Here is a 14,354-nt window from a genome sequence, read left to right as displayed (position 1 = left end):
GGAAGTCGTCGACGTCGAGGGTCTCGGCCTCGAGGTCGACGGTGCGCCACGACAGGCGACCCTCGCTGTTGTCGAAGTACTCGTCGATGGGACCGGTGTAGATGACCGGGACCTTGCCCTTGAACTCCTCGACCAGCCCGGCGGCAGGGTCCAGGTAGTCGGTGTCCACCAGGACCTCGATGTTGGGGTGGTCTGCCATCCGCTCGAGCCAGGCGGTGTAGCCGTCGACCGGGAGCCCTTCGTAGGTGTCGTTGAAGTAGCGGTTGTCGAAGGTGTAGCGCACCGGGAGTCGGGTGATGATGTCGGCGCTCAGCTCGGTGGGGTCGGTCTGCCACTGCTTGGCGGTGTAGCCCTTGACGAAGGCCTCGTAGAGCGGCCGCCCGATGAGGCTCACCGCCTTCTCCTCGAGGTTGGTGGCGTCCGCGGTGGCGATCTCGCTGGACTGCTCGGCGATCAGCGCCCGGGCCTCGTCCGGGGTGTGCGAGCGGCCGAAGAACTGGTTGATCAGACCGAGATTCATCGGGAAGGAGTAGACCTGGTCCTTCACCTTGGCGAAGACGCGGTGCTGGTAGCCGGTGAAGTCGGTGAAGCGGGTGACGTAGTCCCAGACCTTCTTGTTGGAGGTGTGGAAGAGGTGGGTGCCGTACTTGTGCACCTCGATCCCCGTCTCGGGGTCCTTCTCGGAGTAGGCATTGCCTCCGAGGTGGTACCGGCGCTCGACGACGAGCACCTGGAGCCCGAGCTCGCTCGCGCACCGCTCGGCGATCGTGAGCCCGAAGAAGCCCGAGCCGACCACGACGATGTCGGGGCGCTCGATGCGTCGCTGCTGCGGGCCGCCCGTTGCGGGGGCGGCTGCGGGGATGGGTTCAGAGGTAGCGTCGGACACGTTGGCTGAGTCTACGGATCCGCGCAGTCCGGGCACACTCGACGCACGCGGGCGGGCCCGCCTATCTCGTCACGTCGACTCCCAGTCGACCCTGAGCCGACTCCCAACCGACTCCTAGTCGACGGCACGGCGACCGCTCGGGATGAGACAGGTGGACACCGGACGTCCTAGAGTGGCCCCATGCACGAGACTGGTTCGTTGCGCACGGTTGTCGAGCGCAACTTCGGAGCGGCGTGGCTGACCGGCATCGCCATGGTCGTGGCCACCATTGTCTTCGCCGCCATCGGCGAGCTCCCGATCCGGGACCCCGACAGCCTGATCCCAGGCTACATCCGCTTCCCAGCGATCGTGCTCGGCGCGATCGCCCTGGATATCGTGCCCCGCGTCGCGTGGCGTGCTCGCCGGGCCCCGAGGACCGTGGGCCGGCACTGGCGCGACGTGCTGCGTGAGCGCTGGCCCGCCTCGCACTGGCGCTACGCCGTGGGTGGCGTCACCGCCTGGTACCTCTGCTACGCCGCGTTCCGCAACCTGAAGTCCATGGCGCCGTTCATCAACGAGAAGTCGTGGGACGTCGAGTTCGCCCGGATCGACCGCGAGCTGTGGTTCGGCAAGGAGCCCGCCACGGTCCTGCACGACCTCTTCGGCACCGGCATCGCCGCGCACTTCTTCTCCACCGTCTACTTCATCTGGATCGCGCTGGTGCCCGTCAGCATCGCGATCGCGCTGGTCTTCACGCGCAGCACCCGCGCGGGCTCCTGGTACGTCACGGCGGTCGCCTTCGACTGGGCGCTCGGGGCGCTGTTCTACATCCTCTTCCCCTCGGTGGGCCCGGTCTACAACGCCCAGCAGCGAGGCATGTTCGACGGGCTTCCGGAGACCTACAACACCCGGCTGGCCGACAGCATGTGGGACGACCGTGTCGCTGTGCTCGGCGACCGCTTCGCCTCAGGCACCCTGCAGACGATCGCGGCCTTCCCGTCCCTGCACGTCGGGATCATGGTGACGATCTGCCTGGTCGTCTCCTACATCGGCCTCTCCCGCTGGATTCGGATCACGGCGTGGGTCTTCCTCGGCCTGACCGTGCTGGCCACGATCTACCTGGGCTGGCACTTCTTCATCGACGTCCTCGCCGGAGCGGCCCTCGGCTCGTTCACCGTGTGGGCAGCCGCCATGGTGACCGGCAACCGGGTCGGTCTGCGACCCCAGCTCCGACGCCCCGCCGAGGACGAGCCCGCGGCGGCCGTCAGCCAGGAGGCCGACGCGCAGGGTCGCTGACGTCGCCGGCCCGGGCCGGTGCCCCCGGCCCCGCCTCGGCCGACAAGGCGCGCAGGTCCCGCGCGTCGCGCACGGCACGGACGACGTTGCGGGCCTCCGCGCGACCGCCGCGCAGCGGGCTGAGCAGCACGACCATGAGCGCGATCAGCCACGGCTTGAGACGCACGAGGGTGTTCTCGCCGTAGCGGAAGTGCACCACGAACAGGTTGCGGTACATGTAGTAGCCCTTCCACCCGGCCAAGTCGTGCTGCTGGTCGAAGGAGAGCTGGCGCACGAGGACGGCGTCGCGCACCGCCCAGATCCGGTAGCCGACGCGCCTGGCTCGCAGGGCGAAGTCGACGTCGTCGTAGAAGATGAAGAAGGCGGGGTCGGGCAGCCCGATCGCGGCGACCACCTCGCGGCGCACCATCAGTCCCTCGAAGGCGACGTTCTCGACCTCCACGCGCTCGGGCATCGCCTCGCGGGTCCCGAAGTCGGTCTCGACCATCGAGGTCTTCGGCTTGATGGCCAGCGGATTGCGCAGGTCGAAGCGGGTCGCGGCCTTCTCGACGAGTCCGCCGTCGCGCTCCTCGCGGACGCTCGTCAGACAGGCCTCGTCCTGCGCCAGCAGCACCGTGAGGCACTCGGGCGCGGGGATGACGTCGTCGTCCATCACCCAGATCCGGTCGACGCCCCGTTCGTAGGCCGTGCGCATCCCCAGGTGGAAGCCCCCCGCGCCGCCGACGTTCTCGAGCGTGCGCACCACCTCCAGGCCGGGCAGGTCGCAGCGTGCCAGCACGTCCGGGGTGTGGTCGGTGCTGGCGTTGTCGATGACGAGCACGAGGTCGGCCGGGTGATCCAGCGCGCCGAGTCCGGCCAGCATGGGCTCGAGCAGGTCCGCGCGGTTGTAGGTGACCACCACGATCGCGACCGTCTCGACCTCGGGCTCGGTCTCCGGCTCCGGGCCCTGACGGACGTGGGGACCGCCGCTCATCGGAGGTACCTGCGGTGACCGCTGAAGTCGCCGCGCAACCCGGCGTACGCCGCCCGAGCACTCAGGGCCACGCGCCGGGGCTCCCGGTGGGTGACGAGGTAGAACCAGAGGGTCTTGACCCAGAACATCAGCACGAAGAGCCAGCCCCGGTAGTCGCGCAGGTTGAGGGTGTTGTTGCGGGCCATGCAGTAGTGCTTGAGGTCGCTCGGCGTGTGGTTGTACGTCGTGCGCCCGAACATCATCGGGGTGCCGAGGTCGTCGGTCGCCGGGTGCGCGAAGTGGGCGTCGACCACGGTCGCGATCCTGGCCCCGGCCCGCTCGGCGCGCCAGAGGTACTCGACGTCGTCACCCCAGATGAAGAACTCCGCCCGGGGGGTCCCGATCCGCTCGACCAGGGCGCGGGTGACCAGCACTCCGTTGAACGGGATCACGACCCCGGGGATCAGGCCCGGGCCATCGACGTCGCGGGCCGCGGCCTCGACCTCGCTCATCGCGTGCACCACGCGGGTCCCGCCCGGGAGCCGGATGGGGAAGCAGAGCCGTCCGGGGTCGCCCTCGGCCAGCACGGCCGGGCCCCAGAAGTCGAGGTCCTCGTGCTCGAGGAGCCTCGTGAGGCAGTCCGGAGCCGGCACGCCGTCGTCGTCCATCATCCAGGCGAGGTCGGCTCCGCGCTCCATCGCCCAGGCGAGCCCGACGTCGAAGCCCCCCGCACCGCCGCTGTTGGTCGCCAGCGTCTGCGAGACGAGGTCGCTCTGGGCCGCGAGCCAGGCACCGGTCCCGTCGGTCGAGGCGTTGTCGACGACGAGGATCTCGGTCAACCCGGTGGCCGGGTCGACCTCGCGGAGGCGCTCCACCAAGCGTTGCAGGAGGCTCAGGCGGTTGTAGGTCACCACCACCGCCGCCACGTGCACGGACCACACCCTACGGTGGTCCCGTGGACACCGACGCGATCACCACCCTGTTGCAGGACGTGGCGGCCGAGGTGATCACCCCGCGATTCCGGTCCCTCGACGAGGGCGAGGTGCACGAGAAGAATCCCGGCGACCTCGTGACCGTGGCCGACCACGAGGCCGAGGTGCTGATCACCGAGGCTCTGCAGGCCGCCTACCCCGAGACCGTCGTCCTCGGGGAGGAGGCGACCGCCGCCGATCCCACCCTGCTCGACCGCTTCGCCGTGGCACCGCACGGCTTCACCGTCGACCCCGTCGACGGCACCAAGAACTTCGTCCACGGCTCGCCCGACCACGCGGTGATGGCCGCCGAGCTGCGCGACGGCCTCGTGGTCCGGTCGTGGATCTGGCAGCCGCAGCACCAGCGGGCCTACGTCGCCGAGCTCGGTGCCGGCGCGTGGTGCAACGGCACCCGGCTCTCGGTCGGCCCGGTGTCGGGCTCCCCCCGCGGTCGCACGTCACGGCGCACGTGGGTGGGACGACGCGTCGGCGACCACCCGGAGCTCACCCTGACCTGGGCCAGCTGCGGCATCGACTTCCCGCACCTGGTCGAGGGCGACGTCGAGTACCTGCTCTACGCCGGCACGAAGCCCTGGGACCACGCCCCCGGAGCGCTGCTCGTCGGCGAGGCCGGAGGCACGGTCGGCACCCTGCACGGCGAGGCCTACGACCCCCGGCACGAGAGCCGCGACGGGATGGTCGCGGCGGTCGACGCCACGACGTACGACGCCGCGCAGGCGGGCTGGGCGAGCTTCTAGTAGGCCGGACCCAGGTCAGGCACAGCCGGCGTCGAACCGCGGCCACCCGTCGACGGACGAGCTCGATCCCACATAGGCGTACCGGTCGTCGGGTGAGAGCCAGAGGTGACGACCGTCCCGCTGCCAACCGGTGTCGATCGCATCGTTCGGGAGCCTGATGTCGGTGAGGAAGGTCCCCGACATGTAGTCGCGCAGCTCGACGATCGGCGCCTCGACGTAGACCTGCGCTCCGCGCCGCTCCCCCTCGCCGACGACGAGGAACGTCATGTCCTGCCAGTCGCAGTGCTCCGGACCCGGGGTGGAGTAGATCCGGCTGACCGGAACCGTGGTGCCCTCGTCGTCCGCCCACACGCCGTAGTCGACGAGGCCGTCCAGCTGAGCGTCCGCCTCGGGGAACTCCGAGAAGTCGCACCGGGCGACGGTCTCGACGTACCAGCCGTCGCCTCCGGCTCCCGGAGAGGCCGGACCGTTGCGGACGACGACGGCGAGGAGCACACTTCCGTCGACCTCGTAGGTGAACAGCTCACGGTCGGGCTCGGTCGCGGCCACAGCCAGGTCCACGCGCGGCATGTCCAGGAACAGGCCCTCGGAGAACGCGGTGTCGACCGCACCCTGCGCCGTGCTGCTCGTCGCACCACCGGCGTAGACGTCCGCGGATCGGTTGCTGCCGCTCGGTGGATGCAGACACTCGACGGCACGTCCGGCCGCGCCGAGACGGCCGGGCGCTGCGAGTGGACCGTCGTACGCCGTCGCCGTCGCCGGTGGCGCGAGGCCACCGGTCGCGGGCGGACGACCCGTCGCCGCCCAGAGCGCCGCGCCCCCGACGACGGTGGCGACCAGGACACCGATCAGGATCAGGATCCCACTGCCGGGTCGGGGACGGCGTACTGCTTTGTCCGGCAACCACTCGGGCCTTGTCACGACGTCACCGGACCAGGTCGCTCGGCACGATCCGCACCGGGAACGGAAGTCGGAGCGCCACCGCATCGCCCCCGGTCGCCGACGCCACCTCGCGGTAGGCGCCGTCCTCGAGCTCCCACGCACGCAGGGTCGGCCCATCGGGGTCGATCACCCAGTACGAGCGGCAGCCCGCCACCTCGTACCGGCTGCGCTTGAGTCCGAGGTCGATGTGGCGCGTGCTCGGCGACAGCACCTCGACGGCCAGCACCGGCACGCCCACGTGCACCTCGCCAGTCGCCTGCCCTGCGGTGGTCACGAGCAGGTCGGGCTGGGTGACGGTGTCGCTGGAGAGCGTGACGTCCAGCGGAGCGAGGTAGACCCGGAGGTCGTCCGGGCAACCCGCACGGAGCACGACGTACAACTCCCCCACGACGCTCTGGTGCGGGAGGCGCGGCGACGGTGTCACGATGAGCGCTCCGTCGATGAGCTCGTAGCGGTTGCCGTCATCCGGCATCGCCGCGAGGTCCGCCGGGGTGAAGTCCCGTCCCCGCGGAAGTGTCGTCACCTGCCCCATGATGCCTCCTGTCGGTCACGTCGACCAGGATGCTTCAGACCGCACCTCGGCTGCGGCTCCTCTCCACAGGCTCAGCAGGAGGCGCTGAGGTCGTCGGCCTGGTTGGCCGCGTAGCCCTCGCTGAGGCTGCCGATGGAGCCGCCCGTGACAGCATCGCCGGTGCTCGGCGCCTGCTTCTTCTTGGCCTTCTTCGTCGAGGGCGCAGGCGCCGCGGGGGCGTTGCCCTCCGCGCGGTCGATCGCCTCGGCGACCTTGCTCTGGACCAGGTCGATGTCGGGGTCCCCGGTGTTGATCATCGGCGGGACCAGCGAGAGCGTGGAGATCTTCTGACCCCGAGCCTTGAGCGCCAGCTCGGCCAGGGTGTCGAAGTCGCCGGCGGGGATGTTGGTCGAGATCATCGCGGCCGAGGCCTTGGCCAGCGAGGCGAAGTTGGTGACGACCTTCTGGGGGCTGACCTGCGAGAGCATCGCGCTCATCACGCACTTCTGCCGCGCCATCCTGGAGTAGTCGTCGGATCCCTCACGGGCCCGGGCGTACCAGAGGGTCTCGAACCCGTCGAGCTTGCGCGTGCCAGGGTCGATGTAGCCGGTGACGTCGCTGCCCAGCCCGCCGACCGGGATGGGCTGACGCACCGTGAGGGTGACGCCGCCGACGGCGTTGACGAGGTCCTTGAAGCCCTGGAGGTTGACCATCGCCCAGTAGTTGATGCTCAGCCCGGTGATCCCCTCGATACCCATGATCGTGGCGTCGACGCCCGGGTTGTCCGAGTCCGGGAAGAGGTCGGTGTGGTCCTGGGCCCAGGTGCTGACCCCGTTGAGGTAGCACCCGTCGCAGTCGAAGCCCTGCGGGAACTGCTCGGCCATCACGGACCCCTCCTTGAAGGGGAACTGGGCCATGTTGCGCGGCAGGGCGACCAGGACGGTGCGTCCGGTCTCGACGTCGATGGAGGCGATGTTCATCGAGTCCGGGCGCAGGCCCCACCGACCGTCGCCGGAGTCACCGCCCATGAGCAGCACGTTGATCCGGCCGTCGTGGGCAGAGCTCGAGCCACCGCTGCCGGACAGGGCGAGCGTCAGGTCGCGCTGGACACCGACCAGGTGCGCGCCGAAGAGCAGTGTCCCGGCGACCCCGAAGCACAACAGCCCGTTGACCGCCACCGACGCGCGTCGGTGGCGCAGCCCGTAGCTGAGCGGCGCTCCGATGCGCCAGGCGTCGACGAAGAGCGCTGCCCAGCCGATGGCCAGGGCGAAGAGCACCAGCTTGACGAGCAGGAGGAGCGAGGTGTTGAAGGCCAGGGTGAGCGCAAGGCCGCGGTCGGCCACGAGAGCGACCACCGTGGCCAGCCCGACGGCGAGCAGGCCGAGCCAGATCCGGAAGGCCACCGTGCCGATGCGACGGTTGCCGGCGACCAGCTGGGCCGAGCCCGGGGCGATCAGGGTCATCGCCATCAGCGAGAGGGCTCGGCGGAACCGCACCTGGGCGGCTCGCTCCGAAACGGGAGACATCGGTGGATCACTTTCTGCTGGGGGAAGGAAGCAGAACGTCGAGGAACCGGTCGGTGGCCTCGCGGTTCAGTATCACCAGTCACACCCGTCACAGCCGTCCCGACGCGCCGGGCAGGCCCTCCGGGTCCACGTGGACGCGTCCTGGCCGGTCCCCGTGCGGCGGGGCACGGTAGCGTCTGGGTCATGGCAGGCGACCGACCCGCGAACGGCGGCCCCGGGGAGGGGACGCCCTTCGGCTGGCTCTACGGCAAGGGTCGCTCCGACGACGAGCAGCCGCAGGACGGCGCCGAGGTCACCGAGCGGATCCCGGTGCAGCCGCGTCCCGACGGCTACCGGCCACCGGAACCGACCGCCGTACGACCGGCAGTCACTCCCCCGCGACCCCCGGCTCCCGCGCCGACACCCGCGCCCACGCCGGCGCCCGGGCCGCCCCCGGGCCGCTCTGGCGACGGCTTCTGGTCCCGTCGGCTTCGCCGCCCGCGGTTCTACATCCGCACCGTCCTGCTCGTGATCCTGCTGTTCGTGGTCTACACCGTGGCCGTCCCCTTCGTGACGTGGAGCAGCTCCGACCAGGTCGCCTTCGAGCCCGACGGCTCCCGCCCGGCCGAGCAGGACGGCACGACGTACCTCCTGGTCGGCAGCGACTCCCGGGCCGACCTGAGCGCCGAGGAGCGCAGGCGGCTGACCACCGGCAACCCCGCCAGCGAGCTCACCGACACGATCATGCTGCTGCACACCGGCGACGGGCCCAACGTCCTGCTGTCGATCCCTCGCGACACGGTGACCGACTCCGGGGCGTACGGCGTCACCAAGATCAACGCCGCCTACGCCCGGGGTGGCGTCCCCCTGCTGACTCAGATCATCGAGGACGAGACCGGCATCCGCGTGGACAAGTATGTCGAGATCGGGCTCGGCGGCGTTGCTGACGTCGTCGACGCGGTCGGCGGCATCGAGGTCAACGCCAAGGAGCGACTCAACGACAAGTTCGCGGGGATCAACATCAAGAAGGGTCGTCAGACCCTCGACGGAGCCCAGGCCCTCGGCTACTCCCGCTCTCGGAAGTTCTCCCAGTTCGGCGACCTGGAGCGGGTCCGCCGCCAGCGCGAGGTCGTGGCCGCCATCGGCGACAAGGTGCTCTCGCCGTGGACGGTGCTCAACCCCGTCCGCTGGTGGAAGCTGAACAAGGCCGTGCCCCGGTTCTTCGTCTTCGGGGAGGGCACCAGCAAGGTCGACGCCAGCCGTTGGGCGCTCAGCATGAGTCGGGTGCAACTGACCTGCACGATGCCCGTCACCGACACCTCGGCCAACTTCTGGGACCTCGACCGGGCCGGACCGCTCTTCGAGGCCATCATCGAGGACCGCACCGACGACATCACCAAGAACCAGTGCACCGGCAACGGCATCGCCCGCTGACCGACAACACCCGACGGTCCTGAACGGGCCTGAGCAGAAAGCAGACATCGTGACCTACGAGACCCTCGACTGGAGCGTGGACGCCGACGGCGTCGCGACGCTGACCCTCTCGCGCCCGGACGCCCTGAACGCCTTCGACCTGGTGATGGCGCGCGAGCTGTTGCAGGTCTTCACCACCGATGCCCGCGACGACGCGGTCCGTGCTGTCGTGGTCACCGGCTCCGGCCGGGCGTTCTGTGCCGGGATGGACCTCTCCGCCCAGGGCAACGTCTTCGGCCTCGACGAGAGCCTCGACCCCACCCCGGAGTCGCTGCGCGAGCACTTCGAGGACCCGGCGTACGCCGACGGGGTGCGCGACACCGGCGGCAAGGTCACGCTCGCCATCCACGCCCTGCCCAAGCCCGTGATCGCCGCGATCAACGGCGCCGCGGTCGGTATCGGGGCGACGATGACCCTGGCCATGGACCTCCGTCTGGCCTCCACCAAGGCGCGGATCGGCTTCGTCTTCGGCCGTCTCGGCATCGTGCCCGAAGCCGCCTCGTCGTGGTTCCTGCCACGCATCGTCGGCGTGCAGCAGGCGCTGGAGTGGGTCTACTCCGCCGACATCCTCACCGCCGAGGACGCCTTGGCGGGACGCCTCGTGCGCTCGGTGCACGAGCCGGAGGAGCTGCTACCCGCGGCACTCGAGCTGGCCCGCTCCTTCGTGGTGGACCGCTCCCCCGTCGCGCTGGGCCTGGCCAAGCAGATGATCTACGCCAACGGCGCCGCCGACCACCCGCTCGAGGCGCACCTGTCGGACTCCCTCGCGATGTGGCACACGTCCGTGGGCGACGGCAAGGAGGGCGTGGCGGCGTTCAAGGAGAAGCGCACGCCGCACTTCACCGGGAAGGCCAGCGAGCTGCCGCGGATCTTCCCGTAACGGTCGGCGGTCGGCGGGCTTATGCAGCGAGCTGACGGCGCAGCTTGAGCAGGATGCTGCTCAGCAGCCGCGAGACCTGCTCCTGCGAGACGCCGACCTCGACGCCGATCTGGGCCTGGGTGCGGTTCTCGAAGTAGCGCAGCTCGATGACGCGACGGTCGCGCTCGTCGAGCGTGGCCATCAACGGAGCGAGCGCCACGCGAGCCTCGGCGCTGGCGAAGGCCGGGTCGAGGTCGCCCATCTTGTCGGCCGGCGACTCGCTGGCCTCGTCGTCGTTGCGGGAGGCATCGAGCGACATCGGCGTGAAGCAGCCGCTGGCCGCCATGGCGTCCACCACGAGCGGCAGGGAGACGTCGAGGTGTGCGGCGATCTCGGCCGGGCGCGGGCCGCGACCCAGGCGCTGGGTCAGCTCGGCCTCGGCGCTGACGACGCGGGCCTGGATCTCCTGCACCGAGCGCGGCGGACGGATCGTCCAGCCGGAGTCGCGGAAGTAGCGGCGAATCTCGCCGCGCAGCGTCGGCACGGCGTAGCTGAGGAAGTCGTCGCCGACGGTCGGGTCGAAACCGCGCACGGCCTTGACGAGACCGAGGAAGGCGACCTGGTTGATGTCGTCGGCCGGGATCCCGCGGCCGTGGTAGCGCCGGGCCACGTCAGCCGCGACCGACATGTTCAGTCGGATGACGTCGTCCTCGTAGCGGGCACGCGCATCCCCCCTGCTCGCTCGAGCGCGCGACAGCAGCCGCGCGGTCTCGACCCGGCGACGCGCATCGCTCAGGGTCTGGCTCGGTGCCATGCGGGAACCTCCGAAGGGGGCAGGCAGACAACCGCCGAGTCGGATGTCAGGACATAGTCATACTGACACGTTCTCCCTAGGGGCGCCACAAAATCGTGTGACAACTGATGCCAGAGAGCACATCACCCTCGAGGGGGATCGCCCCCGGACGCACCTCAGAATCCCTCACAACCCACCAGAAACCCCTCAGAAATCGTCTCGAGCCGCCGGGTGGGGGGATCTCGGCGGCTCGTGACAACCGGTCCGTACCCGGGCCCTCGGGCCGTATGCGGTTTTCCTCGGAATGTTTTTCCCGCCTGCCTGCAGGCGGCCGCCCTGGCTACCGTGGAGGCATGAGCACCACGTGGCAGGACCCCGAGGCAGTGCGGCAGATGCTCGACGATGCCCGGACCTGGGCGATCGTCGGACTGTCCACCGACACCAGTCGCACGGCGTACTCCATCGCCGCGCTCCTGCAGGAGCGCGGCAAGCGCATCGTGCCCATCCACCCGTCGGCGCCGACGGTCCTGGGGGAGCCGGGCTACGCGACGCTGGCCGACGTTCCCTTCGACATCGACGTCGTCGACGTGTTCCGACGCTCGGAGGCGGCCGGCGAGTTCGCCGATCAGGCCGTGGCGATCGGCGCCCGCGGCGTGTGGTTCCAGCTGGGTGTCATCGACGAGGACGCCTTCGAGCGCACCACGGCCGCGGGCGTGCCCATGGTGATGGACACCTGCCCCGCGATCGAGTGGCGCAAGCGCGGATGAGCACGCCCGGTCGCGTGGGTGGCGTGGGGGACCTCCCTGTCGCGCCGGGTCCCGGCCTCCCTGGCGGACTGGTGATCCCCTCGGCCGAGCTGGTCGAGCGCTTCTCCCGCTCGAGCGGGCCAGGCGGGCAGTCGGTCAACACCAGCGACAGCCGCGTCGAGCTCGAGTACGACGTCTCGACCAGCGCCGTCCTCACCGACTCCCAGCGCGCCCGCGCCGTCGGCACGCTCGGCTCACCGGTCGTGGTCGTGGCCTCGGAGCACCGTTCCCAGCACCGCAACCGCGTCGCCGCCCGCGAGCGGCTCGCCGAGCGGCTCCGAACCGCCCTGGCTCCCCCGGCACCGCCGCGCCGCGCGACCAAGCCGACGCGGGGCTCCCAGCGCCGGCGCCTGGAGGCAAAGAAGCAGCGCGGGCAGACGAAGTCGCTGCGCGGTCGCGTTCGCGACGACTGAGATCTCTCGTCCTCGCGGCCAGGGGATCGGCACCAGAGAACGATGCCGCGGACCCGGCCCCGCTCCTAGCGTCATCGGCATGACCCTCCTGCTCCCGGACCCGGCTCGGGCCGCCCGTCCGGCGCCGCCCGCGACCCCGGCCACCGGCCCGATGCTGCACGTCGACCTCGCCGCCGTCGCCGCGAACACCAGGACCTTCGCCACGCGGACCCCGGGGGCGGTGATGGCAGTGGTCAAGGCCGACGGGTTCGGCCACGGCGCCCCGGCGGCCGCCGCGACGGCCCTGGCGCACGGCGCCTCCTGGCTCGGGGTGACGTCGATCGGCGAGGGCCTCGCCCTGCGGGATGCCGGTCTGCACGCACCCGTGCTCAGCTGGCTCAACCCGGTCGAGGCCGACTACGCGGCTGCCATCGGACGCCGCCTCGACCTGGCGGTCCCGGACCTCGACCACCTGGAGGCCGTCAGCCGAGCCGGCATCGGTGCCCGCGTGCACCTGCACCTCGACACCGGCATGGCCCGTGACGGGTGCGCGCCCGATGCCTGGGCGGCCCTGTGTCGGGCGGCCCGTCGACTCGAGGTCCAGGGCGTGCTCCGCGTCGTGGGGATGATGGGTCACCTCGGGTGCGCCGACGTCCCGGCCGACCCCGCCAACTCCCGTGGTCGCACCGTCTTCGCCTGGGGGCTGGCACAGGCGCGCGCTGCCGGACTGCGGCCGCCCCTGCGTCACCTGGCCGCGACGGCAGCGACGCTGACAGATCCGGCCTCGCACCACACGATGAGCCGGGTCGGGGCCGGGCTGGTGGGCATCGACCCCAGCCGGTCCACGACGCTGACCCCCGCCCTCACCCTGACCGCCCCCGTCGTCGCGACCCGGCGCGTGCCGACCGGCACGTCGGTCGGCTACGGGCACACCTGGGTGGCCGAGCGACCGACCACGCTCGCGCTGCTGCCCCTCGGCTACGCCGACGGTCTCCCCCGGGCTGCCTCTGCGCGGGCCGAGGTCCTCCTGCGAGGACGCCGTCGACGGGTCGTCGGGACCATCTCGATGGACCAGGCCGTCATCGACCTGGGCGACGACGACGTAGCACCCGGCGAGGTCGCCGTCGTCTTCGGCCCCGGGGGCCAAGGCGAGCCGCTGGTCAGCGAGTGGGCGAGCTGGTCGGAGACCATCGAGCACGAGATCGTCACCGGCATCGGCGCGCGCGTGGCACGCCGTACGACCCCCGCCGGAGGCATCCGATGAGCGCCGCCCGCGCACAGGGTCGGACCCGGGTCGCGGTCATCGGTGGTGGCGCCAGCTGCGAGCACGCCGTCTCCCTCGCCTCGGCCGCCTCGGTCGCCGCGGCCTTGGACCCCATGTCGTACGACGTGGTGCCGCTGACCATCGACCCGCACGGCACCTGGCTGGACCCGGGCGGGCGACCCGTCGGCCTGACCGGTGCGGCCTGCCTGCTGCGCAGCTGCGACGTCGTCCTCCCGGTCGTGCACGGCCCCCGAGGCGAGGACGGCACCCTGGCCGCGCTGTGCGAGCTCGCCGGCCTCCCCTACGTCGGCTCGGGCGTGCGTGCCGGGGCGTTGGCGATGGACAAGTGGGCGACCAAGCTGGTCGCCGAGGCCGTCGGCGTGGCCACCGCCCCGGGGGACCTGCTGACCCCCGCCACGGCTGCCGTCCAGCGATGGACCCACCCCGTGGTGGTCAAGCCGGTCGCCGCGGGGTCCAGTCACGGCGTCTCGCTCGTCGAGTGCGCCGACGACCTCCTCGACGCCCTCGACCGTGCCCTCGCGATCGACGACCGCGTGCTGGTGGAGGACGTCGTGGCCGGTCGCGAGGTCGACGTGGCCGTGCTCGGTCGTCCCGACGGGTCACGGATCGTCGCCCCGATGCCCGAGATCGTGGTCGACGGACTCTTCGGCTTCGACGACAAGTACGGCGGCACCGCCGACTTCCGCATCCCGCCGAGTCTCGAGGAGGCCGAGCAGAAGGCCCTGCACGACGCCGCGGTCGCCGTGTACGACGCCCTCGGCTGCGCGGGCGTGGCACGGATCGACTTCTTCCTCACCGACGACGGCCCCGTGCTCAACGAGGTCAACACGATGCCCGGCTTCACCGAGCAGTCGCAGGTGCCGAAGATGTTCGCCGCCGCGGGCCTGGCCTACCCCGAGCTGCTCGACCTGCTCGTGCGCGACGCGATGGGCCCCCGTGCGTGATC

General features: G+C 71.0%; 15 protein-coding genes. 8 read left to right on the top strand and 7 right to left on the bottom strand.

Features of this window, described 5'->3' with window-relative positions; all coding sequences use genetic code 11:
* On the bottom strand, positions 1 to 817 hold an 817-nt coding region (locus tag Q1K33_RS11165; protein ID WP_300403879.1), incomplete at its 3' end, for a UDP-galactopyranose mutase.
* A 249-nt stretch (positions 818 to 1,066) separates the two neighbouring features.
* On the opposite strand from Q1K33_RS11165, the gene Q1K33_RS11160 reads away from it, so the two are divergent.
* Positions 1,067 to 2,161, top strand: a complete 1,095-nt coding sequence (locus Q1K33_RS11160) for a phosphatase PAP2 family protein (protein WP_300403875.1) — start codon at positions 1,067 to 1,069, stop codon at positions 2,159 to 2,161.
* Here the strand turns inward: Q1K33_RS11160 and Q1K33_RS11155 are convergent.
* Together Q1K33_RS11155 and Q1K33_RS11150 are read right to left on the bottom strand one after the other, a co-directional pair.
* Positions 2,130 to 3,134, bottom strand: a complete 1,005-nt coding sequence (locus Q1K33_RS11155) for a glycosyltransferase family 2 protein (protein WP_300403873.1) — start codon at positions 3,132 to 3,134, stop codon at positions 2,130 to 2,132. The two genes, Q1K33_RS11160 and Q1K33_RS11155, sit on opposite strands and share 32 nt — an antisense overlap.
* Positions 3,131 to 4,045, bottom strand: a complete 915-nt coding sequence (locus Q1K33_RS11150; RefSeq protein ID WP_300403871.1) for a glycosyltransferase family 2 protein — start codon at positions 4,043 to 4,045, stop codon at positions 3,131 to 3,133. The genes Q1K33_RS11155 and Q1K33_RS11150 overlap by 4 nt, the downstream gene beginning before the upstream one ends.
* A 23-nt stretch (positions 4,046 to 4,068) precedes the next feature.
* On the opposite strand from Q1K33_RS11150, the gene Q1K33_RS11145 reads away from it, so the two are divergent.
* Positions 4,069 to 4,842 carry an inositol monophosphatase gene (locus Q1K33_RS11145; RefSeq protein ID WP_300403869.1) on the top strand — a complete coding sequence of 258 codons (774 nt, stop codon included), beginning with the start codon at positions 4,069 to 4,071 and terminating at the stop codon, positions 4,840 to 4,842.
* Between the two features lie 15 nt (positions 4,843 to 4,857).
* Here the strand turns inward: Q1K33_RS11145 and Q1K33_RS11140 are convergent, their stop codons facing one another.
* From Q1K33_RS11140 to Q1K33_RS11130, 3 genes are all read right to left on the bottom strand, one after another.
* On the bottom strand, positions 4,858 to 5,745 hold the full coding sequence (locus Q1K33_RS11140) for a hypothetical protein (RefSeq protein ID WP_300403868.1): 888 nt from the start codon (positions 5,743 to 5,745) through the stop codon (positions 4,858 to 4,860).
* A 22-nt stretch (positions 5,746 to 5,767) separates the two neighbouring features.
* A complete protein-coding gene (locus tag Q1K33_RS11135; protein ID WP_300403866.1) occupies positions 5,768 to 6,316 on the bottom strand; it encodes a Uma2 family endonuclease in 549 nt (182 codons plus the stop codon).
* 71 nt (positions 6,317 to 6,387) lie between these two features.
* Positions 6,388 to 7,821, bottom strand: a complete 1,434-nt coding sequence (locus Q1K33_RS11130) for an LCP family protein (protein WP_300403864.1) — start codon at positions 7,819 to 7,821, stop codon at positions 6,388 to 6,390.
* 183 nt (positions 7,822 to 8,004) lie between these two features.
* On the opposite strand from Q1K33_RS11130, the gene Q1K33_RS11125 reads away from it, so the two are divergent.
* On the top strand, positions 8,005 to 9,234 hold the full coding sequence (locus tag Q1K33_RS11125) for an LCP family protein (RefSeq protein ID WP_300403862.1): 1,230 nt from the start codon (positions 8,005 to 8,007) through the stop codon (positions 9,232 to 9,234).
* Positions 9,235 to 9,283: 49 nt separating this feature from the next.
* Positions 9,284 to 10,153, top strand: coding sequence for a crotonase/enoyl-CoA hydratase family protein (locus tag Q1K33_RS11120; protein WP_300403860.1), 870 nt, complete (start codon positions 9,284 to 9,286; stop codon positions 10,151 to 10,153).
* Between the two features lie 19 nt (positions 10,154 to 10,172).
* On the opposite strand, the gene Q1K33_RS11115 is transcribed toward Q1K33_RS11120, so the two are convergent.
* Positions 10,173 to 10,946: a SigB/SigF/SigG family RNA polymerase sigma factor gene (locus Q1K33_RS11115; protein WP_300403858.1), complete on the bottom strand. Its 774-nt coding sequence runs from the start codon at positions 10,944 to 10,946 to the stop codon at positions 10,173 to 10,175.
* Between the two features lie 332 nt (positions 10,947 to 11,278).
* On the opposite strand from Q1K33_RS11115, the gene Q1K33_RS11110 reads away from it, so the two are divergent.
* The 4 genes from Q1K33_RS11110 (at position 11,279) to Q1K33_RS11095 (ending at position 14,352) form a co-directional block, all read left to right on the top strand.
* The gene (locus tag Q1K33_RS11110; RefSeq protein WP_300403856.1) at positions 11,279 to 11,692 is read left to right on the top strand and encodes a CoA-binding protein; all 414 of its coding nucleotides are present in this window, start codon (positions 11,279 to 11,281) and stop codon (positions 11,690 to 11,692) included.
* Positions 11,693 to 11,715: 23 nt separating this feature from the next.
* Entirely contained in the window at positions 11,716 to 12,144 is a 429-nt protein-coding gene (gene arfB / locus Q1K33_RS11105) for an alternative ribosome rescue aminoacyl-tRNA hydrolase ArfB (RefSeq protein WP_300403854.1), read from the top strand.
* Positions 12,145 to 12,223: 79 nt separating this feature from the next.
* Positions 12,224 to 13,387, top strand: a complete 1,164-nt coding sequence (alr, locus tag Q1K33_RS11100; protein WP_300403852.1) for an alanine racemase — start codon at positions 12,224 to 12,226, stop codon at positions 13,385 to 13,387.
* The gene (locus Q1K33_RS11095; protein WP_300403850.1) at positions 13,384 to 14,352 is read left to right on the top strand and encodes a D-alanine--D-alanine ligase; all 969 of its coding nucleotides are present in this window, start codon (positions 13,384 to 13,386) and stop codon (positions 14,350 to 14,352) included. The genes alr and Q1K33_RS11095 overlap by 4 nt, the downstream gene beginning before the upstream one ends.
* Positions 14,353 to 14,354 lie beyond the last annotated feature (2 nt).

The organism is Nocardioides sp. (assembly GCF_029937575.1).
Classification (GTDB): Bacteria; Actinomycetota; Actinomycetes; order Propionibacteriales; family Nocardioidaceae; genus Nocardioides.
Note: the sequence above shows the minus strand (reverse complement) of the source record. Positions and strands in the feature narration are given on the sequence as shown.